Source organism: Mycolicibacterium diernhoferi (assembly GCF_019456655.1).
Lineage (GTDB): Bacteria > Actinomycetota > Actinomycetes > Mycobacteriales > Mycobacteriaceae > Mycobacterium > Mycobacterium diernhoferi.
The window spans coordinates 553,081-573,593 of the sequence record NZ_CP080332.1 but is presented as its reverse complement, the minus strand read 5'-3'; the positions used below and the strand labels follow the sequence as shown (position 1 = coordinate 573,593).

Annotated in this window: 19 protein-coding genes; 2 read left to right on the top strand and 17 right to left on the bottom strand. The window is 68.6% G+C overall.

From position 1 onward, the window contains the following. Positions 1-42: 42 nt before the first annotated feature. The 6 genes from K0O62_RS02660 to K0O62_RS02635 are packed head-to-tail and all read right to left on the bottom strand — an operon-like array spanning position 43 to position 7,726. On the bottom strand, positions 43-1,260 hold the full coding sequence (locus tag K0O62_RS02660) for an acyl-CoA dehydrogenase family protein (RefSeq protein WP_073855561.1): 1,218 nt from the start codon (positions 1,258-1,260) through the stop codon (positions 43-45). Beyond that, positions 1,257-2,627 carry an LLM class flavin-dependent oxidoreductase gene (locus K0O62_RS02655; RefSeq protein WP_073855560.1) on the bottom strand — a complete coding sequence of 457 codons (1,371 nt, stop codon included), beginning with the start codon at positions 2,625-2,627 and terminating at the stop codon, positions 1,257-1,259. The genes K0O62_RS02660 and K0O62_RS02655 overlap by 4 nt, the downstream gene beginning before the upstream one ends. After that, positions 2,624-4,261: a dipeptide ABC transporter ATP-binding protein gene (locus K0O62_RS02650; protein WP_073855559.1), complete on the bottom strand. Its 1,638-nt coding sequence runs from the start codon at positions 4,259-4,261 to the stop codon at positions 2,624-2,626. The genes K0O62_RS02655 and K0O62_RS02650 overlap by 4 nt, the downstream gene beginning before the upstream one ends. Further along, positions 4,258-5,097 carry an ABC transporter permease gene (locus K0O62_RS02645; RefSeq protein WP_073855558.1) on the bottom strand — a complete coding sequence of 280 codons (840 nt, stop codon included), beginning with the start codon at positions 5,095-5,097 and terminating at the stop codon, positions 4,258-4,260. Before K0O62_RS02645 ends, K0O62_RS02650 begins: the two co-directional genes overlap by 4 nt. Then, positions 5,094-6,062 (bottom strand): ABC transporter permease, encoded by a 969-nt coding sequence (locus tag K0O62_RS02640; RefSeq protein ID WP_073855557.1) that lies wholly within the window; start codon positions 6,060-6,062, stop codon positions 5,094-5,096. Before K0O62_RS02640 ends, K0O62_RS02645 begins: the two co-directional genes overlap by 4 nt. Continuing rightward, a complete protein-coding gene (locus K0O62_RS02635) occupies positions 6,059-7,726 on the bottom strand; it encodes an ABC transporter substrate-binding protein (RefSeq protein ID WP_073855556.1) in 1,668 nt (555 codons plus the stop codon). The genes K0O62_RS02640 and K0O62_RS02635 overlap by 4 nt, the downstream gene beginning before the upstream one ends. A gap of 231 nt (positions 7,727-7,957) precedes the next feature. Here K0O62_RS02635 and K0O62_RS02630 point away from each other — a divergent pair, with 231 nt between their 5' ends. Then, complete coding sequence (locus tag K0O62_RS02630; protein WP_073855555.1) at positions 7,958-8,731, top strand: thioesterase family protein; 774 nt, start codon at positions 7,958-7,960, stop codon at positions 8,729-8,731. On the opposite strand, the gene K0O62_RS02625 is transcribed toward K0O62_RS02630, so the two are convergent. The 11 genes from K0O62_RS02625 to K0O62_RS02575 form a co-directional block, all read right to left on the bottom strand. Then, positions 8,725-9,453: a gamma-glutamyl-gamma-aminobutyrate hydrolase family protein gene (locus K0O62_RS02625; protein WP_073855554.1), complete on the bottom strand. Its 729-nt coding sequence runs from the start codon at positions 9,451-9,453 to the stop codon at positions 8,725-8,727. The two genes, K0O62_RS02630 and K0O62_RS02625, sit on opposite strands and share 7 nt — an antisense overlap. Positions 9,454-9,466: 13 nt before the next feature. Continuing rightward, a complete protein-coding gene (locus K0O62_RS02620; protein ID WP_073855553.1) occupies positions 9,467-9,748 on the bottom strand; it encodes a WhiB family transcriptional regulator in 282 nt (93 codons plus the stop codon). 6 nt (positions 9,749-9,754) lie between these two features. After that, the gene (locus K0O62_RS02615) at positions 9,755-11,224 is read right to left on the bottom strand and encodes a flavin-containing monooxygenase (RefSeq protein WP_097933840.1); all 1,470 of its coding nucleotides are present in this window, start codon (positions 11,222-11,224) and stop codon (positions 9,755-9,757) included. 124 nt (positions 11,225-11,348) lie between these two features. Next, entirely contained in the window at positions 11,349-12,077 is a 729-nt protein-coding gene (locus tag K0O62_RS02610) for an SDR family NAD(P)-dependent oxidoreductase (protein WP_073855551.1), read from the bottom strand. Then, complete coding sequence (locus tag K0O62_RS02605) at positions 12,074-13,030, bottom strand: alpha/beta hydrolase (RefSeq protein WP_073855550.1); 957 nt, start codon at positions 13,028-13,030, stop codon at positions 12,074-12,076. The genes K0O62_RS02610 and K0O62_RS02605 overlap by 4 nt, the downstream gene beginning before the upstream one ends. A 45-nt stretch (positions 13,031-13,075) precedes the next feature. Beyond that, entirely contained in the window at positions 13,076-14,452 is a 1,377-nt protein-coding gene (locus K0O62_RS02600; RefSeq protein WP_073855549.1) for a glutamine synthetase family protein, read from the bottom strand. A 20-nt stretch (positions 14,453-14,472) separates the two neighbouring features. After that, positions 14,473-15,741, bottom strand: a complete 1,269-nt coding sequence (locus K0O62_RS02595; RefSeq protein ID WP_073855548.1) for a glutamine synthetase family protein — start codon at positions 15,739-15,741, stop codon at positions 14,473-14,475. Further along, positions 15,734-16,801, bottom strand: coding sequence for a hypothetical protein (locus K0O62_RS02590; protein ID WP_073855547.1), 1,068 nt, complete (start codon positions 16,799-16,801; stop codon positions 15,734-15,736). Before K0O62_RS02590 ends, K0O62_RS02595 begins: the two co-directional genes overlap by 8 nt. Further along, positions 16,798-17,574: an SDR family NAD(P)-dependent oxidoreductase gene (locus tag K0O62_RS02585; protein ID WP_073855546.1), complete on the bottom strand. Its 777-nt coding sequence runs from the start codon at positions 17,572-17,574 to the stop codon at positions 16,798-16,800. The genes K0O62_RS02590 and K0O62_RS02585 overlap by 4 nt, the downstream gene beginning before the upstream one ends. Next, complete coding sequence (locus K0O62_RS02580; protein WP_073855545.1) at positions 17,571-18,848, bottom strand: YlbE family protein; 1,278 nt, start codon at positions 18,846-18,848, stop codon at positions 17,571-17,573. The genes K0O62_RS02585 and K0O62_RS02580 overlap by 4 nt, the downstream gene beginning before the upstream one ends. Beyond that, positions 18,845-19,576: an SDR family NAD(P)-dependent oxidoreductase gene (locus K0O62_RS02575; protein WP_073855544.1), complete on the bottom strand. Its 732-nt coding sequence runs from the start codon at positions 19,574-19,576 to the stop codon at positions 18,845-18,847. The genes K0O62_RS02580 and K0O62_RS02575 overlap by 4 nt, the downstream gene beginning before the upstream one ends. 199 nt (positions 19,577-19,775) lie before the next feature. Between K0O62_RS02575 and K0O62_RS02570 the strand changes: the two genes are divergently transcribed. Next, on the top strand, positions 19,776-20,513 hold the full coding sequence (locus K0O62_RS02570; RefSeq protein WP_073855543.1) for a FadR/GntR family transcriptional regulator: 738 nt from the start codon (positions 19,776-19,778) through the stop codon (positions 20,511-20,513).

Below are 20,513 nucleotides of genomic sequence, written 5' to 3'. Positions count from 1 at the left end.
TCCAGCCGGAATGGTTACGGCTAGAACTCCGCGAACCGCGGGTCAGAAGTAGCCGCTGCCCGGCAGTTTCGTCCCGCGGGCGTACAGCGCGCCGATGGCCTGCGCCTTGTACGACGACGGGTTGTGCGAGGCCAGCGTGCGGATGTTGCGCCAGTGCCGGTCCAGCAGGTGTACCTGACGCACGATCGAGGCCCCGCCCACGTCGAAGATCTGCGATGCGGCCTTCTGCGCCAGCGCGTCCACCACGATCTTGGCGGACGCGGCCTGCAGCGAGGCCTCGTGCGCCAGTTCCAGATCCGGGTCGGTCTTGTGCACATCGGCCTCGAAGGCCGCGGCCAGCGCGTCGGCGGCGGCCAGCACGGTGGCCTGCCCGGCGTAGGCCGCGGCGGCGATCTCACCGATCTCGCGCTGCAGCAGCGGATCATCGGCCGGTACCGGGTTCGGCGCCCAGGCGAAACTGCGTGTCCGCGAATGCACGTGCGCCACCGCATCTTTGCGCAGCGCGTGGATCACCCCGACTTCCAGTGCCGTCACGTAGAGCTGGAAGAACGCCCCGGACAGGTACAGCGACTGCTCCTCGTCATCGGCGCCCGGCGGCGCGAACTCCATCACCTCCGCGGCCCGTACCGGGACGTTCTCGAAGATGGCGGTGCCGGTGCCGGTGGCGCGCTGGCCCATCCCGTCCCAGTCGTCGAGCACCGTGACGCCGGGATGGTCGGTGGGCACCAGCACGATCACCGAGGCGCCGGTGGGGTCGCTGGCCAGCACCTCGGCGTAGTCGGAGTACAGCGTGCCGGTGGTGAAGAACTTCTTGCCGTTGAGCAGGTAGTCCTCACCGTCGGGGGTCAGCGTGGTCTGCCAGGTGAACCCGCCGGCCGGGGTGGAGCCGATCTCGGTGGAGGCGTTGCCGATCAGCTTGCCCGACAGCGCCAGGTCGATGCCCTGGCGCCGGACCTCGCCGTCGACCCGCAGCCGCTCCTCGATGTGGGCGAAGTGCCCGCGCAGGATGTGGGCGACGTTGACGTCGACCTCCGCGATCGCGATGACGGTGGCGAACAGTTCGCGCAGGGTGGCGCCACCACCGCCCTCGGCGCGCGGCACCCGCAGCGCACCCAGGCCGGACTCCTTGATGAGGTCGATCACCGCGAAGGGCCGTTCCCCGGTGCGCTCACGTTCCAGCGCGCCCTCGCCGATCTTCTCGATCAGTTCGGCCAACTGCTGCGACCCGTAGGTCAGTGGTTCGGTGGTGATGCTGGTCATCGGGAGACCTCCTGGGTGACGTGGCGGTAGTCGGCCGCACGGTGGGATTCGGGCAGTCGGGGACCACGGCCGAACAGCTTGTGCCGCAGGGTCCCTTCGGTGTACTCGGTCTTGTAGACGCCCCGGCGCTGCAGTTCCGGGATGACGTGGTCGGCGATGTCGACGAAGGTGCCGGGGGTGATCACGTTGGTCAGGTTGAAACCGTCGACATCGGTCTCGGCGACCCATTCCTGCAGTTCGTCGGCGACCTGCGAGGGCCCGCCCACCGACATGGCCCCATCGACGTTGATCGCGTGGGCGTCGATGAAGTCGCGCAGCGTCCACTGGCCCTGACCGAACATCTCCACCGAGGACTTCAGGAACTCGTTGTCGGTGACCTCGACCGGGGCGTCGAGCTCGAACCGGGACAGGTCGGTGCCGAGCCAACCCGACCACAGGGCCAGCGCCCCTTGCGGATCGGTGTAACTGCGGAACTCGTCATACCGTGCCTGCGCAGCGGTCTCGGTCGCGCCGGTGACGATGACGTGGCTGTTGACGATCTTCACGTCATACGGGTCCCGGCCGGCCGCCGCGGCGCGGGCCCGGATATCGGCCACCGCCTCGCGCAGGATGTCCTTGGTGGGCGCGCCGATGAAGATGACCTCGGCGTTCTCGGCGCCGAACTGCCGCCCCCGGGTGGATGCCCCGGCCTGATAGAGCACCGGGGTGCGCTGCAGCGAGGGTTCGCACAGATGGATGCCCGGGACCCGGAAGTGCCTGCCCTCGTGCCCGATCGGGTGGACCTTGGCCGGGTCGGCGTACTCGGTGCGGGTCGGGTCGGTGCCCACCGCATCGTCCTCCCAGGAGCCCTCCCACAGCTTGTAGAGCACCTCGGTGTACTCGTCGGCGATGTCGTAGCGGTCGGCGTGCGGGGTGATGGTGTCCAGGCCGTGGTTGCGGGCGGCGCTCTCCAGGTATCCGGTCACGATGTTCCAGCCGACCCGCCCCTTGGTCAGGTGATCCAGCGTCGACATCCGGCGCGCGAACGAATAGGGATGCTCGAAGGAGGTGGCCGCGGTGACCCCGAAACCGAGATGCTCGGTGACCGCGGCCATCGCCGAGACCACCAGCATCGGATCATTCACCGGCACTTGGGCGCCCGCACGCAGCGCGGCCTCCGGGCCCTGCGCGTACACGTCGTAGATCCCGAGCACATCGGCGATGAACAGGCCGTCGAACAGGCCGCGCTCGAGCACCTTGGCCAGATCCGTCCAGTACTCGATGTCCTTGTACCGCACGGCCTGGGACTGGGGGTGCCGCCAGGTACCGGCGACGATGTGCGTCACACAGTTCATGTCGAACGCATTGAGGATGATCTGGCGGCTCATGCGGTACCTCCGGGAGTGGGTTCGGCGACCAGCAGGCTCGCCAGTAGCTGACGGGTGTAGGGGTCCTGGGGCGAGTCGAAGATCTCTGCCGCACCACCGGATTCGACGACCTTCCCGTGCCGCATCACCAGCACCCGGTCGGCGACGTGATGGATGACACCGAGATCGTGCGAGATGAACAGGTAAGACAGCCCCAACCGGTCCTGCAGGTCGGCCAGCAGATCGAGCACCTGGGCCTGGATCGTCACGTCCAGCGCGGACACCGGTTCGTCGAGGACGATCAGTGCGGGTTCGGGTGCCAGGGCGCGGGCGATGGCCACCCGCTGACGCTGCCCGCCGGAGAGCAGCAGCGGCCTGCGGTCCAGGTGTTCGGCGCCCAGACCGACATCGGCCAGCAGCTCCTCGGTGCGGGCCCGGCGCGTCTCGGCGTCGGGGTAGGTGTCGGCGGGCAGGGCGTCGGAGACGATCCGGCGCACCGTCCAGCGCGGATCGAAGGATCCCAGCGGATCCTGGTAGACGACCGAGATCTCCCGGCGCCGCGGCCGGCGCTGCGATTCGGTCAGCGCACTCCAGGGCTGCCCGCCGAGCAGCACGGTGCCGGCGTCGGGTTCCAGCAGTGCCAGCGCCATCCGGGCGGTGGTGGTCTTGCCGGATCCGGACTCACCGACGATGCCCAGCGTCTCGCCGGCCGCGATGCTGAACGAGACATCCTGCACGGCAGTGCGGTCCGCACCGTCGGGGCCGCGGAAACGCTTGGTGAGGCCCTCGGCCTGCAGCACCACACCGTCGAATGTCGTGCGGCGCCGTCCCTCGTGCACCGGGCGTGGCGGCTGCGCGGACAGTCGGGTGCCCTTGCGGTGGGTGGCCGGGACCGCATCGATCAGTGCCTGGGTGTAGGGGTGCCCGGGGTTGGCCAGCACCTCGCCGACCGCGCCCTGTTCCACGAACTGTCCCTCCCGCATCACCGCCACCCGGTCCGCGAGACGGCTGACCACCGACAGGTCGTGGCTGATCAGGATCAGCCCGGTGCCGTTGTCCTTCATGGTCTGCAGCAGCTCGAGGATCTGCGCCTGCACGGTGACGTCCAGGGCGGTGGTCGGCTCGTCGGCGATGAGCAGCGGCGGTTGCAGGGCGATGGCCGAGGCGATCAGGGCACGCTGGCGCTGCCCGCCGGACAGTTCCTGGGGCAGTTGGCGGGCCCGCAACGGTGGCTCCGGCACCCCGACGGCGTCGAGCAGTTCCAGCACGCGTTTCTGCCGGGCGGACTTGTTGCCGTACTTGTGCAGCCGCAGCGTCTCGGCGATCTCCGCGCCCACGGTGCGCAACGGGTCCAGTGAGACCAGCGCGTCCTGCAGCACGAAGCCGACCTCGCGGCCCCGGATGCGGCGCCAGTCCCGGTCCTTGTGGCCCAGCAAGGACTTTCCGTGCAGTTCCAGGCGGCTCGCCGCGGTGTGCGAGGTCGGACCGGTCAGCCCGAGCAGGGCGCGGGCGGTGACGCTCTTACCGGACCCGGATTCGCCGACGATGGCGAAGCATTCGCCCGGCGCCACCTCGAAGGAGACACCGCGCACCACCTCGCGGCGGTGCTTGCCGAAGGACACCGTCAGGTCCTCGACCGCTACCAATGGACTCATTCGAGCCGTCCTTCCAGGCGCTGCTGCAGATACCGGCCCACCACGGTGACGGCCAGGGTGCAACCGATGATGGCCAGACCCGGGAACAGCTCCAGCCACCATGCGGTGGAGACGAAGTCGCGGCCGGCGTTGAGCATGGCGCCCCACTCCGGGGCGGGCGGCGCGACGCCGAGTCCCAAAAAGCTCAGCGAGGACGCCCAGATGATCGACTGGCCGATGCCCATGGTGCCGAGCACCACCAGCGGGCGCATCGCGTTGGGGAACACGTGCGCGGTGATGATGCGGCGCCGGGAGTGACCGAGTGCCGTTGCGGCATGGACGTATCCGGAATCCTTGACCGCAATCACCTGACCGCGCACCATGCGCGCGTAGCCGACGGCCGAGCCGATCGCCACGGCCAGGATCTGGGTGGCCACGCCGGGGCCGAGCACCGCGATGAACAGCAGCGCGATGAGCAGTCCGGGGATGGACAGCACCACTTCGAGGAAGCGGCTGATGACCCCGTCGGCGAACCGCCCGCCCAGCCCGGCGGCGAACCCGAGGGCGATCGCCACGATCAGGGCCAGCGCCGTGGCGCCCACCCCGATGGCCAGTGAGCTCTGCGCACCGAAGACCACCCGGGTGTAAATGTCCCGGCCGGAGGCGTCGGTGCCGAACCAGTGCTCCAACGACGGTGGCTTCAAGGGTGTTTCGATATCGGTGTCGTATGGGGTGCCGCTGGTGAACACCCCGGGCGCGACCGCCCAGGCGAACATCAGCGCCAGGTAGGCCGCGGCGAGAACCACCGCGGGCCGCAATGCCCGCCGGCTGCCGGTCACCGGGTTCGCGATGGTCATCGGGTCCTCCGCAGTCGCGGGTCGACGCGCACGAAGGCGATGTCGACCAAGAGGTTGGCCAGCACGTAGACCGCCGCGACGAACAACGTCACCCCGATCACCACCGGCATGTCCTTGGATGTCACGGCGTCGACGAGCAACCGCCCCAAACCGGGCCGGACGAACACCGATTCGACGATGACGGCGGTGGAGAACAGCGACCCCAGCGCCCACCCGGACAGGGTGAGCCCGGGCAGCAGTGCGTGGCGCAGGGCGTGCCGCCAGCGCACCGCCCAGTCGCTCATCCCGCGGGCCCGCGCCGACACGGCGAACGGTTGTTCCATGGCCGAGGAGAACTCGTCGCGGGTCACCTGGCCCAGGTAGCCGGCCAGCGGCAGGGCCAGGGTGAGGGCGGGCAGCACCAGCCCTTCGGGGCCGCTGTCCCCCACCACCGGCAGCAGCCGGAGCTGGAAGGCGAACACCACCAGCAGCACGATGCCCAGCCAGTACTGCGGCAGCGCGGCCAGGAAGATCTCCAGGCCCGAGCCGATGGACGACAGCCAACGGCTGCGGTGCGCTGTGAGCAGGGTGACCGCCACCGCGATGACCCATGACAGCACGAGCGCGGTCAGGGTGAGAACCACTGTCGGAGCGAGCTGTTCGGTGATCACACCGGTGACGGGCTGCTTGAGGATGTAGGAGGTGCCGAGGTCGCCGCGCAGCAGCCCGCCCAGGTAGTTCAGGTACTGCACGAGCACCGGGTCGTTGAACCCGTACTGCTCACGGACCGCCGCGATCTGCTCCGGGGACGGGCGTGAGCCCGCCCCGCCCAGGATGGTCTGGGCCGGATCACCCGGCATCAGCTGGGCGGCGATGAAGGTGAGGGTGGCCGCACCCCACAGCACACCGATGACACCGGCCAGTCGAACGAGGAACCGCCGCACCCCGATCGGGGTGCGGCGGGCTCCGGGTACTGCCAGACTCACGGGGCCAGCCAGGCGTCGTGCAGCACCGGCTCACCCTCGGACGGCTCGATCCAGACGTCCCTGAGGTTCTTCTTGGCCACCAGCCGGGTGAGCACCGGGTACAGGCCCAGCTGATAGGCCTCCTCGGCGACGATCTCCTGCGTCTGACCGTAGAGGCGTTGCTGCTCAGCGGTATCGGTGGTGCCTGCCGCGGCGCGGACCAGTTCGTCGATCTTCGGGTTCTCGACCCAGCTCATGTTGTTCCCGGGGGCGGCCTTGAGCGAATCCGAGGAGAAGACGATGGACAGCACGGCCGGGGTCGGGCTGTTCCAGTACGCGCCGGTCAGTCCGTCATAGGCGTCCTTGTCGCTGAACGCCGCAAAGTACTGGTCCTGGGGCAGCGGCTTGAGCACGACGTCGAAGCCGATCTCCTTCTCCGCGGACTGGATGTTCTGGAACAGCGTCACGTCGGCCGGCGGGGTGTCCCCGGTGTCGGCCGAGTAGACCAGTTCGGCGGTCAGGCGCTTGCCGTCCTTGGTGCGGAAGCCGTCGGCGTCACGCTGCGTCCAGCCGGCCTCGTCGAGCAGCTTGTCGGCCTTGTCCCTGTCATAGGAATAGAAGCTGCGCAGGTCCTTGAAGTACGGCGTGGTCGACGAGATCGGGCCGTGCTCCCACTCGTAGACACCGAGGTAGGCGCTCTTGACCGCGGCCTCGGCGTTGGCGCCGTGGATGAACGCCTGGCGCACCAAGGTGTCGTCGAACGGCGCCCGGCTGGTGTTCAGCGCGATGCCGTTGGGCAGCCCGGTGTGGGTGAACTCCTGCGTCGTCAGGTTGGGATCGGCCTTGAGCGCGGCGACCTGCTGCGGCGGCGGATTGAAGATGATGTCGGCGTCACGGCCCTGCACCGCGGCGGCCCGCACCGAGCCGTCCTCGATGAACTTCCAGGTCACGCTGTCCAGATAGGCCGGACCCTGATGCTTGGCGTCGGCAGGGGCGGAGTTGTAGTCCGGATTGCGCTCCAACTCGACGCTCTGCCCGCGGTGCCAGGCCTTGACGATGAACGGCCCGGTGCCGACCGGGGACTGGCAGTTCTGCTCCAGGCCACGCGCCATGGCCTTGGGCGACTCGATGCCGAAGAACGCCTGCGAGAGCACCGGCAGCAGCGCCGAGTACGGGGTCTTGAGCTTGAGCTCGAAGGTGGCCGGGTCGATGGCGCGCGAGGACTCGTAGTACGGCCGCAGGTAGCCGGCGTCGGTGGCCGACTCGGTGGCCGGGTCGAGGATCTGCACGAAGTTCGCGTGCACCGCCTCGGCGTCCAGCGGGGTGCCGTCGTGGAACTTCACGCCCTGCTTGATCTTGAAGATGTAGGTCAGCCCGTCGGGCGAGACCTCCCAGGAGTCGGCCAACCAGGGCACCACCGAGCCGTCCGGCCGCTCGGAGACCAGGCTGTCGAGGTACTGCCGGGCGATGTAGGTCTGCGGCATGTCACCGAAGTTGTGCGGGTCCAGGCAGGTGGGCTCGCGGTCGGTGGCGTAGACGATGGAGCCACCGCTGACCGGGGTGCCGGCGTCCTCCGACGATGCCTCGTTGCCGCTGCCGCCGCCACAGCCGGAGAGAACCAGCGCGACGGCGAGTGCGGTCGAGCCCAGGGCGGCGTGCCGGCGAACGGGAGGCAAGGGTGACATCGCGGTCGGAGTCCTTCGGTTGGTGCGGTGATGAGTACCGGCACACGGTGCCGAATTCGGGATGCACAAGCCAGCTATCAAATCGGGCAGATTTTTCGCTGTAACCTTCCGTCACATTCACCGCACAACGCGCCCTCGATGTGGCGGTGCTCACGAGGGCAGGTGTGGATTCGCCCACAGACCCCGGTCCGCGATTCGGGCGTGTCGGGGGCGGGCGGGCATCATCGTCGGGTGCATTACTTCGAAAGGCTCGGTGCGTCGAGCTTTCGGGCGACCGGGCACACCCAGGGGGCGTGGAACACCGCCGAGCAGCACATCGCTCCGTCGATCGGCCTGCTCGCCCACGCCGTGGAACAGCATCGCGACCACCGTCGCGATGATCGGTTACCGCTGGCCCGGCTGTCCTACGACATCCTCGGGACGGTCCCCGTCGCCGACGTCGACGTGGACGTGCGGGTCATCCGGCCCGGGCGCAGCATCGAACTCGTCGAGGCGACCCTGAGCCACGCCGGCCGCGACGTGCTGGTGCTGCGCGCCTGGCTGATGCGGCGCTTCGACACCGCGCAACTCGCCGGCTCGGGTTCCGCCCCGATCCCCGGTCCGGCCGGCATCCCGGCCTGGAACATGTCCGGGCTGTGGCGCGGCGGCTTCATCGCCTCCGCCGAGGTCCGGCGCGTGGAGCACGGGCTCGGGCGGGCGACGGCCTGGGTCCGCACCGACATCGGCCTGGTCGCCGGTGAGGCGGTGAGCCCCGCCGCCGCGACCATCGGGCTGCTCGACATCGCCAACGGGTTGGCCGTGCGGGCCGATCCGGCCAAGGTGGTCTTCCCCAACATCGACCTGACCGCGCACCTGTTCGCCGAGCCGCGCGGCGGCTGGGTGGGATTCGACACCACGGTGTCGTTCGGCCCGGGCGGACTGGGGTTGACCGAGAGCGTCATCCACGACGAGACGGGGCCGATCGGCTCCACCTCGCAGATCCTGACGGTCCGACCCGCTCAGTAGGCGGGTACCGGTGCCACGCAGGAGGTCACGAAACCGCTCAGCAGCCGTCGTGCCACATCGTCGTTGTGCCAACTGATCTCGGGGTGCCACTGGATCGCGGTGACGGGACGGGTGAGTGACTCGTAGGCTTCGACCAGCCCGTCGGTGGCCCGCGCGGCCACGGTGAATCCGTCCGCCAGCGTGCGGATGCCCTGGTGGTGCTGGCTGTTGACCGAGATAGCGCCGGAGGTCTGCATCCACTGCGCCAGCCGGCTGTCCGCATCGATCTCGACCTGGTGGGCACTCTGCAGCAGGGCCTCCTCACCGAGACGGTGATTCAGTGCGGTCCCGAAGTCCCGGGGCAGGTCGGCGTACAGCGTCCCGCCGCGCGCCACGTTGACCAGTTGCAGACCCCGGCAGATCGCCAGGGTGGGCAACCCGCGCGCCCAGGCCGCCTCGAACGCGGCGATCTCGTTGGCGTCACGCACCGAATTCACCCCGCGCAGCGAGGGGTCCTCGGGGTCACCGCCATACCTGCTGGGATCGACATCGGCGCCACCGCTGATCAACAGCCCGTCCACCTGTTCCAGCAGCATGGCGATCTCAATCGGAGTCTCCCCGCAGTCGATCGCCACCGGGATCGCGCCGCACTGCGACAGCCCTTCGAACATCAAGCGCCAGTGCACCATTGCGGGAAGTTCCCGGCCGGCGATGGTGACGGCGATGACAGGCTTGGACGCCAACTCGAGCTCCTAACTACCGTGTGAGATGAACAGATCGGCCGCGCGGGCGGGCACCGTCGGCGAGTAGTCGCCCGATGCGCTCGTCCTCGGACAGCCCGCCCCAGATGCCGAATCCCTCGCGACTGCTGATGGCGTGATCCGCGCACTGCCGGGCGACCGGGCACGCTGCGCAGACCAGCCGGGCCCGCCGCAGCCGTTCGGCGCGGGCACCGGCCCGTTCCCCGTCCGGATGGAAGAACAGGTCCGGATCCGCGGTGCGGCAGCGTGCCTCCTCAGCCCAGTTCCCGGTCGACATGGTGCCTCAGGACAGGCGAACTGCGATCCGGCGCAGCAGCTTCGTGCCGAGGATGTACGGAGTGGCGCCGAAAGGCCATTGCGACACGATCTTTCCGGTCCCGGACTGGAAATAGTTACTCGTGGTGGCCCAGACCGTCTTGGCCAGCTGCGCCTGGATGAGATCGTTGTAGATGACGAAGGCCGAGCGCCGGACATCGATGACGGTCTTGCCCTTCTTGGCGGCGCGCGCGATGAGGCCGGCGGCGAACCCGCCCTGCGCCTCGTAGAACGAGACCAGCGGCACCGAGTTGGTGTTGGGTCCGTACATGATGAAGAAGTTCGGGAAGCCCGGCACCATCATGCCCAGGAACGCCTCGGGTTCACCCTGCCAGGCGCTGTGCAGTTCGGTGCCACGCTGTCCATGCACCTCATAGTTGCCCAGGTAGTTGGCGGCGTCGAAACCTGTTGCCATCACGATGATGTCCAGCTCGTGCTCATCGCCGTTGGCGTCGATCGCACCGGTCTTGGTGAGCCCCTTCACGCCATGCGGCACCAACGCGACCTTCGGGTTGCGCAGCGCGGCGTAATACGTGTCGCTGAGCACCGTGCGCCTGGCCTCGAATGCGAACGTCGGCGTGGCCAGTTCCATCAGGTCCGGCCGCGAACCGAGTTCACGGCGCAGGAAGGCCAGCGACTTCTCCCGCCGCGACCGGTTGGCCTTGCCATCGGCGCGGGCGTGCCCGGAGGTCAGCTGACGCGTGTCGTACTCGTAGTAGAGCTTGAACCGGCGCCAGGCATACACCAGCGGGTTGCGGTTGAGGCGCCGCTCGGCCGGCGTGAAGTCGCGACTTTCCTTGGGCAGGATCCAGTTCGGCTCCAGCTGGAAGATCTTCACCTCCGACGCAACCTTCTCGGCCTCGGTGACGATCTGAACCGCCGACGATCCGGTGCCCACCACACCGACCTTCTTGCCGGTCATGTCCAGCCCCTCGATCCAGCGCGACGTGTGGCACATCGCGCCTTCGAAGTCGTGGTCACCCCGGGCGAACGGCGGCACCACGGGAATGTTCAGGAATCCGACCGCACTGATGACGGCGGTGAAACTGCCGTGGTCCTCGCCGGTGGAGGTGGTCACCGTGTAGGTGTGGTTGGTGTCCGACCACGACACGTCCTGCACCGTCTCGTTGAACCGGATGCGGCGCGGCAGGTCCCACTTCTGCGCGACGCCTTCCAGGTAGCCCTGCAGTTCACGCCAGTCGGCGTGGGTGCGGGTCCAGTCGTGCCGCTCGAAGGAGAACGAGTAGATGTGCGACTCGAGATCGACCTCTGCTCCGGGATACCGGTTGTGCCACCATGTCCCGCCGAGGCCCGGCGCCTGCTCGAAGATGACGAAGTCATCGATGCCCTTGCGCTGCAGTGCGACCGCAGCCGCGATGCCGCTGAAGCCGGCACCGATGATCGCCACCCGGGGCGTCATACGGACGGAAGCGTTCATCGGTGTTCTCCTCATGAGTGATCGGTCGGTGCCGGTGGTCTGAGCCAGACATTTAATGTCTATAGGCTCATTATTTAGACCTTAAACGGGGTTGTCAATAGGTGCCGGGTCGGCGCACCAGTGGTTACCTGATCTGCGCGATCCAGCCGCCATCGACCACCAAATCCGTTGCGGTGATGAACGATGCCTGCTCGGACAGCAGGAATGCGATGGCGTTGGCGATGTCCTCGGGCAGTCCCAGCCTGCGCAGCGGGGTGCGCTGTTCCATATTGGTGCGCCGGTCCGGATTCTCCTGATACAGCGGCTCGATCATCGGCGTGAGGATGGCACCCGGGCACACCGTGTTGCAGCGGATCCCCTCCGGCCCCAGCTGCAGGGCAAGACTCTGCGAGAGCGACACCACGGCGGCCTTGCTGACCTGATAGGCGTCCAGCGGGGAGTCCATCCCGCGCAGCCCCGCGGTACTGGCCACGTTGACGATGCTGCGGCCGCGGCCCTGGCGCAGCAGCGGCACGGCGGCGACCGTCAGATGCCGTAGCGCGTGCAGGTTGACCCCGAGGGTGGCCGTCCAGACCGCTTCGTCGGTGTCGAGCACCGAGCCGTCCCGGTCGAACAGGGCCAGACCGGCGGCATTGACCAGATAGTCCAGTGGCCTACCGTCGAGGTTGCCCAGCAGCACCGCCGGGTCACCCTTGAGCAGATCGAACGGCACATACCGCACACCGGCCGGCAACTCGGGAGACTGCGGTTTCACGTCGGTGGCGATGACGTCGACCCCGTCGGCGGCCAGCCGGACGACCGTGGCCAGCCCGATGCCGCCGCCGGCCCCGGTGACGAGTGCGGTCAGGCTCATCGGTGCGCACCCGTCGCCAGCGCAGCGGCCAGCCGCTCACCGGCGAAGGTCATCGCCCCGCCGGCGGTCGGGAACACCTCGTCCAGACCGAAGAAGCCGTGCACCATGCCGGGGGTCTCATGGGTCTCGACGGCGACACCCGCTGCGGCAAGCGCTTTGGCGTACAACTCGCCCTGCGGACGGATGGGATCGCATTCGGCGAGGATCACCGTGGCGTCGGGCAGCCCGGCCAGTTCGGCGTCCAGCATGTTGACCAGTGGATCGGCCGCGGCGGACGGATCCGCCAGGTAGTTGTCCTGATGCCACTGCAGCTCGTCGCGCTCCAGCATCACCCCGTCGTAGGCCGGATCCATTCCGCGCGCCAGGTCGGTGGTCGTCACCGGGTAGACGAGCAGCTGGTGGCGCAGCTGCGGGCCGCCATCCCCTCGACGAATCGAGTCGCGCACGTGCAGCGCGACCGCGGCGGCGAGGTTGCCACCCGCACTGTCCCCGGCGACGGCGACCCGCCCGGTGTCCACGCCCAGTCCCGAGTCCGCCGACACCGCCCAGTTCAGGGCGTCCACCGCATCGTTGACGGCGGTGGGGAAACGGGACTCCGGTCCGCGCCGGTAACCCACCGACAGCACCGCGGCACCGGAGGCGTTGGCCAACAACCGGGTTGCGACGTCGTGCGAGTCGATGCTGCCCAGCAGCCAGCCGCCGCCGTGGTAGTAGACCACCAGCGGCAGGTCGGCGGCCTGCTCGGCGGGCAGGTACAGCCGGCCGGGCACGCCGACACCGTCGCGGGTGGGGATCTCGACGTCGACGACCCGGTGGATGTCCGGTTTGGCCAGCGCGCCGAAGGTGTTCTCGAAGTTCTCCCGGGCGACGGGCACCGGAAGGAGGTGCGCGTTCGGACGTCCCGACGCCTTGGCGTCGTCGAGCATCTTCTGGGCGATCGGATCAATGGGCATGCGGCACTTCCTTGTTCATGAGCAGTGGTGGAGTGGTATCGGGGATCAGACGCGCTCGTAGTACCGGCGGGTCTCCCAGTCGGTGACGGTGTGCGAGTCGTAGGCCAGCAGTTCGGCCTGACTGGAGGCCAGCAGGTGCTCGAACACCTCGTCGCCGAAGGCGCTGCGCACCATCTTGTTCTCTGCGAACAGATCCAGCGCACGGTGCAGTGAGGTGGGCACCAGTCCGACACCGTCCCGGGTCCAGGCGTTGCCATCCAGGATGTCCGGCCTCGGCAGCTGCTGCTCGATACCGTCCAGCCCGGCCGCGATGGTGGCGGAGTAGGCGTAGTACGGGTTCACGTCGGCCCCCGGGATCCGGTTCTCCACCCGGTAGGACGGCCCGTGGCCGACCAGTCGGAAGGCACACGACCGGTTGTCGTTGCCGAGCGCGATGGCCGTCCCGGCGAACTGGTCCGGCTGGAACCGCTTGTAGGAGTTGACCGTCGGAGCGAACATCAGGGTCATGTCGGCGGCGTGGCGCAGCTGGCCTGCCACGAACGAGCCGAACTGCTCGGACATCGGCCCGTCCGGGCCGTCGGTCCAGCACATGCTCTTGCCGTCGGACCACATGCTGACGTGCAGGTGGCAGGACGAGCCGACCTCGTCGATCTTGGGTTTGGCCATGAAGGTGACCGTCAGATCGGCCTGCGTCGCGAGCTGTTTGATGCCGTACTTGAACAGCACGTGCCGGTCGGCCATTTCCATGGTGTCGCAGTAATCCAGGGTGACTTCCTGCTGCCCGAGGCCCCACTCCGGTTTGGAGGACTCGACGGGCACCCCGAAATCGGGCATCTGGTTGCGGATTCGGGAGATGAACCAGTCGTCACGGCCGGCTTGGATCATCTGGTAGTCCGAGCGGTAGTCCGACATCATCTTCAGGTCCTGGTAGCCGCGCTCCCAGGCCTCCCGCGGCGGGGTGGCGGCCAGGAAGAACTCCAGCTCCGAGGCGAACTGGAACCGCAGCCCGTGCTGCTGGGCGCGTTCGATCTGGCGGCGCAGGATGGTGCGCGGTGCCACCGGCAGCAGTTCGTCGCGGTCGCCCTGGTACGCATCGCAGATCACCAGTGCCACATTGGGTTCCCAGGGCACCCGACGCATGGTCGACAGATCCGGAACCAGCCGGATGTCGGCCCAGCCGTTGGCCGCGCTGGACACCGGCAGGTCCAGCGGGTTCATCTCCAGGTCGACGGCGAACACGAAGCTGCTGGCGTTGATGCCCTCACCGTTGAGGCCCAACGACCGGAATGCCTGGACGGTCAGCCGCTTGCCGACCAGGCGACCGTAGGGGTCGGGTGCCGCGCAGATGACCGTATCGATCTCACCGCGGCCGACGAGGTCGTCGAACTCGGCGAGGTCGAGGTGAGCGGTGTTGGTGTTCATACGAGCTTCGCGGGCTTCGCTCATTGGTGCTCCAGATGCCGTGCGGTTTCCCACTCTGTGATGGTCGTCTTCAACCAGGTCTCATAACGCTCGAGTTCGGCCCGCCGGGTCGCGGCGTAGGAGGTGCAGAAGTTCTTGCCCAGCATGTCGTTCAGCCACAACGCGTTCTCGAAGTTCGTCAGCGCCGCACTCAGATCGCCGGGCAGCGGCGCGGGTTCGGCGTCGGCGGCCGGCAATGTGAGCCGCTCCTGCAGTCCGTGCAGACCACCGGCCAGCAGTGCGGCGGCCACCAGGTAGGGGTTGGCGTCGGCCCCGGGACGGCGGTGTTCGACCCGGGCGGATCCGGGGTTGCCGAGGATCAACCGGCAGGCTGTCGAGCGGTCGTCATCGCCCCACGTCGCCGTGCACGGGGTGTACATCTCCGGGTCGATCCGCTTGTAGGAGTTGACATACGGGTTGAACAGCAGCGACACATCGGCCATGGTGGCGATCAGGCCGGCGAGATAGTGTTCGGCCTGCGCGCTGAGTGCGCGGTCACCGTCGGTGAAGACATTCACCCCGTCGCGGGTCAGGCTGGAGTGCACATGGCCGCCCGCGCCGGACTTGTCGGCGTAGGGCTTGGCCATGAAGCTGGCGTGCAGTCCGCGCTCGGCGCACAGATCGCGCAGGTACTGGCGGGCCCGCACCGCGGCGTCGCAGGCCTGCACCGCCGGCCGTGGCGCCAGGGTGAACTCGAAGAATCCGGGCCCGAGCTCGCCGTGCACCATTTCGACCTCGATGCCGACCTGATCCATCCGCGAGACGAATTCCATGGTGAGGTCGTGGATTTCGGCGTTCCGGGTGAGGCTGTAGGCATTCTCGGTGCGGCCCAGCGGGGTCCGCCCCTGCGGTCCGTCGCGGAACAACCAGAGCTCGTATTCGAAGCCGAGGACCGGTTCCAGATTCAGCTCGGTGTAACGGGCGGCCAGGGACTGCACGGCGGCGCGCGGGGAGAGCTCCAGCGGCGCACCGTCCGGACCGGTCAGATCGGCGATCACCGCATCCACACCCGGGCGCCAGGGCAGTCGGATGCGGGTGGACTCGTCGACGGCGAGCGGCGCGTCCGGGTACCCGTTGCCGACGTTGCTGAACGGGGTGTCGGTGACATCGTCGATCAGGGAGAGCCCGTACATGATGGTGCAGAACGTCAGGCCGGGTTTGTGCGACTTGTCGGCCCGCATCAGCTTGCCCCGCAACCCGAGGTCGTAGTCGGCGATCTCGACCTGTGTCATGGGGATCGGTTCAGCCATCCTGGTCACTCCTTGTCGTTGCTACTGAGGTCCGGTTCGGCTCGGGGCGTTCGCGGCCCACCCGCCGATAGACCTCGTCGGGGACATCCGCGGGATCGCGGTACACCCACCATGTGCACGTACTCACCGGGCGTTCGGGGTCCCAGACCGGCGCATCGATCACCCGGGTGGGGTAGCCCAGCCGGTCGATCGGCATGACCTCGTTGAGCTGGCAGCAGTGCACGCAGTACGAGCAGATGCCCACGGTGTTCCACGCCCAGTCGTGGCGTTCGGTGGTGACCGCGAAGTTGAATGGCGCGGCCGCGCGTGGAGCACCGCCGGAGATCCGGGCGTCCAGCGATCGGCCACCGGAACCACAAGGGGCGAAACGGAATCCGATCCGGGTCTCCTCCTCGATCAGCTCGATGTCGCCTTGCCGCCCGGTGCCGGTCAGGTGCGCGTGGAAGCCGTCGACGATGGCGATCATCAGCTGGTTCGCCGACTCCGTCCACGGCTGGTTGGCCAGTGCGTAGCGGCGTGCGTGGATGTCGTACCAGTCGCCCATCAGGAAGTCCCACAGTTCGCCGAGCGCATGCTCGCCGACCAGCCGGACCGCGATGTCGACGAGGCCTGACACCCGGTCGACGGCGCGGTCGTGGATGCCCTGCCAGATCGACCGTGCCGTCTCGATCGCGGCGCCCGCGCCGGGCTCGCCGGCGCGGCAGGCCGCTGCGGCGTCCTCCACCGCGGCGGTGAACTTCGGCCATTCGGCCTGGATTCCGGTCATCGCCTGCTCACCGATCAGGCCGGTCAACCGATCGATGGCCCGGGCGAGTTCGTCGGCGTCGGCGCCGTGGCCGCGGATCCAGTCCGCAGTGGCCTCCGGCCAGCGTTCGTAGATGTCGCGCAGTTCGTCGGCTTCGGCGATGGCGATCTCGACCAGTTGCGCCGCGGCCTCCCGTTCGCCGCGGCCCAGGCGTTCGGTGGCGGTGGCGAAGGTGCCCTTGGCCAGCTCCTCCCAGGACCCGACCCGGGCCGGCCGGCCCAATGAGGGTTCGTGTGCGACGACCACGGGTGTCATGTCAGTTGGAACCCTCCGTCGACGCGCAGGTCGGCCCCGGTGACGTAGGCCGCCTGGTCGCTGAGCAGGAATGCGACCGCGTGGGCGATGTCGGCGGGGTCGGCGAACCGGCCCGCCGGCACCCGGGGCGCCAACGCGGGCGGCAGCTGATCGGTGCTGCCGTGCGCGGCGGCCATGGCGGTCGCCACGAAGCCCGGCGACACACTGTTGACCCGGATCCCGTCGGCGGCCAGGGCTCGGGCCGCGCTCTGGGTGAGCATGTGCAGGCCCGCCTTGGACGCCGCGTACTGCGGGTTCGGGTCCGGGTTGGACAGCGCGATCACGCGGTGCGCCTCGATCGAGGTGATGTTCACGACGGCGGCCGGGGACGACCGGCGCAGTGCCGGGGTGAGCGCGTCGAGCACGTTGTAGGCGCCGACCAGGTTGACCTGCAGGCAGCGCAACCAGGACTGCTGGGCCACGTTGCCGAATCCGGTGTTCTCGATGATGCCCGCACAGTTGACCAGGTAGGCCACCGTGTCCAGGTCGACACCCTGGGCAGCCAGGGTGCCGGCCAGATCTGCGTCGGTGACATCGGCGGCCACGCAGCGCTGCACGTCGGGGCCGTGGCGCGGATCCGGTTCCGGGAGCCGGATGTCGAGACGGACCGTCGGCACGCCCGCCGCCATCAGGACGCCCGCGATGGCGGCGCCGATGCCCGCGGCGGCCCCGGTCACCACGGCCTGGCCACCGCTGAAGGTCAGCGGCAGTGACGGTGGGTGGGCGGCGGTCATCGGCCGGGGAACCTGCGGTCGAATTCGGCGAGCGCGTCGGCGAAGCACTCCCGCGGCGCGCGGATGACACCGGCGCCGATCTGGCCGCCGTCGCGGCCGGCCAAGCCGACGTCCATCACCGGCAGCACCCCGGTCTCCAACACCTTGCGGGCGTCGATGCCGGTGGGCGTGCCGCGGAAGCCGAACAGCGGGATCCGGTAGGTGCTGTTCTCGCCGTGGGTGACGGCGTACATCTCGCGGTTGCGCTCGATCATCACCTCGGGTGAGCCGCCCTGGTACTCCTGCAGCGACAGCGCGCACGCCTGGGCGAACCCGCCGAGCCCGATGGTCTCGGTGATCGGCGACTCGCCACCCATCCAGGTGATCTCGTCCTCGGTATGCCCGGCGAACAGCTTGCCCTCGTGGATCGGCGGTGGACCTTCGAACCAGGTATCGCCGAGGCCGGCCAGTTTGATCGCGAAGCCGCGGCAGGAGAACGCCATCGCCGAGACCAGGGTGGAACCGGGCACCACCATCGCATCCGCCGACGCTTTGGCCGCCGCCATCGAGAGGCGGAGGAAGAAGTAGTCGTTCTCGGCAAGGTGCAACATCGTCTCGCGTACCCCGGGAACCTTATCGTCCACCATGTCCAGCACGGCGGGCAGGATCTCCCGGTTGAACAGGATCGATGCCGCCGCGTTGCGGCTGTGCACCTCGTCGCCCATCCGCAGCGCGCGGGCGATCAACGGCTTCAGGGCGACACCACCGCGGCGTCGCAACGCCTCCCCGACCACCGGGGCCAGCACCGAGTTCACGTGCAGCAAACGCTCGTGCACACCCTCGTCGTAACAGCCGTAGTTGAGCCGGCGGGGTTCCTTGCCCTCGTAGAAGTTGCAGAAGCCGACGTTGCCGTGCGCCCGGTTCTCCACCACGAACACCGGCATCGACGCGGTGTAGATGCCGGCCAGCGAGCCGACCGCGGAGTAGTCGTGGCAGGCGCCGATCTCGATGCGTCCGGTGGCGAAGCCGTCGATGGCGTCCGCACGGTCGCGGGCCAGGCCCTCGAACAGGGCGCCGCCGATCAACGCTTCCCGCTGCCCGCCGGTGTAATCGGCCCACGCCATCGGCGCGCCGGAGGTCAGCACCAGGTTGTCGCGGTACCCGGGCAACACCTCGCGGGCCGGGCGCACGTCGACGACCCACGGGTCCGCCCCGTCGAGGCGGGCGAACGCTTCCGCATTGGCCTCGTCGACGGTCAGTTCCGGGCTGTACGGCAGCCCCACTTCGGTGCTCACCAGGCCACCACGCCGCCGTCGACGAGCAGCGTCTGCGCGGTGATGAACGAGGCACGCGGCGACAGCAGGAACTCGACAGCCTCGGCGACCTCTTCGGGCTCACCGATCCGCTTGAGCATCGCGTAGCTCGCGCTGATCTCCTCACCGCCGGACACCCGCGCCATGGACGGGCTCATCGGTGCCCGGATGACGCCGGGGGCCACGTTGTTCACCCGGATACCGCGCGGGGCGAGTTCCTCGGCGACGTAGCGGGTGTAGGCGGCGATGCCGGCCTTGGTGGCGCCGTAGACCGATGCGCCGCGGAACCGGCCGAAGTGCCCGGTCAGGCTGCCGACATTGACGATGGCGCTGCCCTCGGCGAGCAGCGGCGCGGCGGCGTCGGTCACCCGGGCCATGCCCGCGATGTTGACCTGGAACATCAGCTCCAGCTTCGACTCGTCGAGCTCACCGAGAAACGAGTCCCGCAGGATGCCGGCGCAGTTGACCACACCGAACAGCGTCTCCCCCTCGGCAACCAGCGAGGGCACCACCGTGCGCACGTTCTCACCGTCGGTCACGTCCATCTCGACCGCGAGTGTGCCCTCGAGTCCGGGCGCCGTGAGGTCCAGCGCGTCGACCGCTTCCTTGAGGTCCGCGGCGATCGGGACGTAGCCACTCTGCAGCAGCCGGCGGCAGATCGCCTGACCGATTACGCCAGCCCCTCCAGTAACAATGACCTTGTCTCCCACCGCAATACCCCTTTCATGAGCACGGTCCGTCGTGTTGTGGCTCAAGTCTCTTTCATAAACAACTATTGGTCAAGTCTTTAGTTCTTTTAGGAGGGGCGTGCCCCGCGGGGATGGTGGACCCATATGGTTCAATGGCCCGGACATACCCGATTTTGCGGCCAGGTGCGCTACCCTTCGAGCAAAGTGAAGGGAGAGCGCGATGGTGGCTGCCAATTCCGGTGGGCTGAGCCCGGTCCGGCAAATCCCCGCGCACGAGCTGGTCGTCGACCAGATGCGCCGCGCGCTGGAGCTGGGTCAGTTCCGCCCCGGAGACCGGCTGCCGACCGAGCGTGAGCTCTCCGAGATGCTCGATGTCTCCCGGACCACCGTGCGCACCGCCGTCGCGGTACTGGAGCGTGACGGCCTGATCGCGGTCCGGCGTGGCCGTGGCGGCGGATTCACCGTCCAGGCACCGGTTTACGACGCCGCCGCGATGCGCCGCGAGATGCGCCAGAACAAACGGGCCATCCGCGACGCCTTCGACTACCGGGCCATCGTGGAGACCGGCGCGACCCGGCTGGCCGCCGAGCGGCGCCGCACCACCGACGTCGCTGCCCTGCACAAGCTGTTGTCCGGCATGGACGAGGCGCTGCACACCGCGCTGAAAGAGCAGTCCGCCCAACACACCACGGATTTCCAGACGCTGGACACGGCCTTCCACATGGGCATCGCCCAGGCTGCCCAGAACGACCGGTTGCTCGACGCCGTGGCCGACGCGCGGCGCCGGATGTGGCTGCCGGTCGGCGCGATCTTCGGACGGCTGGAGCCCAACGCCAACGACTACCACGAGTCCATCCTGGAGGCCATCGAGAGCCGGGAGCCGGAACTGGCGGCCGCGCGGATGGAGGCCCACATCAACGACACCAGGCACACCGTCGAAGCCTGGTTGAAGCGCTGA

Bases quoted from the DNA above. Each gene is read 5' to 3' on its own strand.
- K0O62_RS02660 (WP_073855561.1), bottom strand. From the start codon at position 1,260: ATGACCAGCATCACCACCGAACCACTGACCTACGGGTCGCAGCAGTTG.
- K0O62_RS02655 (WP_073855560.1), bottom strand. From the start codon at position 2,627: ATGAGCCGCCAGATCATCCTCAATGCGTTCGACATGAACTGTGTGACG.
- K0O62_RS02650 (WP_073855559.1), bottom strand. From the start codon at position 4,261: ATGAGTCCATTGGTAGCGGTCGAGGACCTGACGGTGTCCTTCGGCAAG.
- K0O62_RS02645 (WP_073855558.1), bottom strand. From the start codon at position 5,097: ATGACCATCGCGAACCCGGTGACCGGCAGCCGGCGGGCATTGCGGCCC.
- K0O62_RS02635 (WP_073855556.1), bottom strand. From the start codon at position 7,726: ATGTCACCCTTGCCTCCCGTTCGCCGGCACGCCGCCCTGGGCTCGACC.
- K0O62_RS02620 (WP_073855553.1), bottom strand. From the start codon at position 9,748: ATGTCGACCGGGAACTGGGCTGAGGAGGCACGCTGCCGCACCGCGGAT.
- K0O62_RS02615 (WP_097933840.1), bottom strand. From the start codon at position 11,224: ATGAACGCTTCCGTCCGTATGACGCCCCGGGTGGCGATCATCGGTGCC.
- K0O62_RS02610 (WP_073855551.1), bottom strand. From the start codon at position 12,077: ATGAGCCTGACCGCACTCGTCACCGGGGCCGGCGGCGGCATCGGGCTG.
- K0O62_RS02605 (WP_073855550.1), bottom strand. From the start codon at position 13,030: ATGCCCATTGATCCGATCGCCCAGAAGATGCTCGACGACGCCAAGGCG.
- K0O62_RS02600 (WP_073855549.1), bottom strand. From the start codon at position 14,452: ATGAACACCAACACCGCTCACCTCGACCTCGCCGAGTTCGACGACCTC.
- K0O62_RS02595 (WP_073855548.1), bottom strand. From the start codon at position 15,741: ATGGCTGAACCGATCCCCATGACACAGGTCGAGATCGCCGACTACGAC.
- K0O62_RS02590 (WP_073855547.1), bottom strand. From the start codon at position 16,801: ATGACACCCGTGGTCGTCGCACACGAACCCTCATTGGGCCGGCCGGCC.
- K0O62_RS02585 (WP_073855546.1), bottom strand. From the start codon at position 17,574: ATGACCGCCGCCCACCCACCGTCACTGCCGCTGACCTTCAGCGGTGGC.
- K0O62_RS02570 (WP_073855543.1), top strand. From the start codon at position 19,776: ATGGTGGCTGCCAATTCCGGTGGGCTGAGCCCGGTCCGGCAAATCCCC.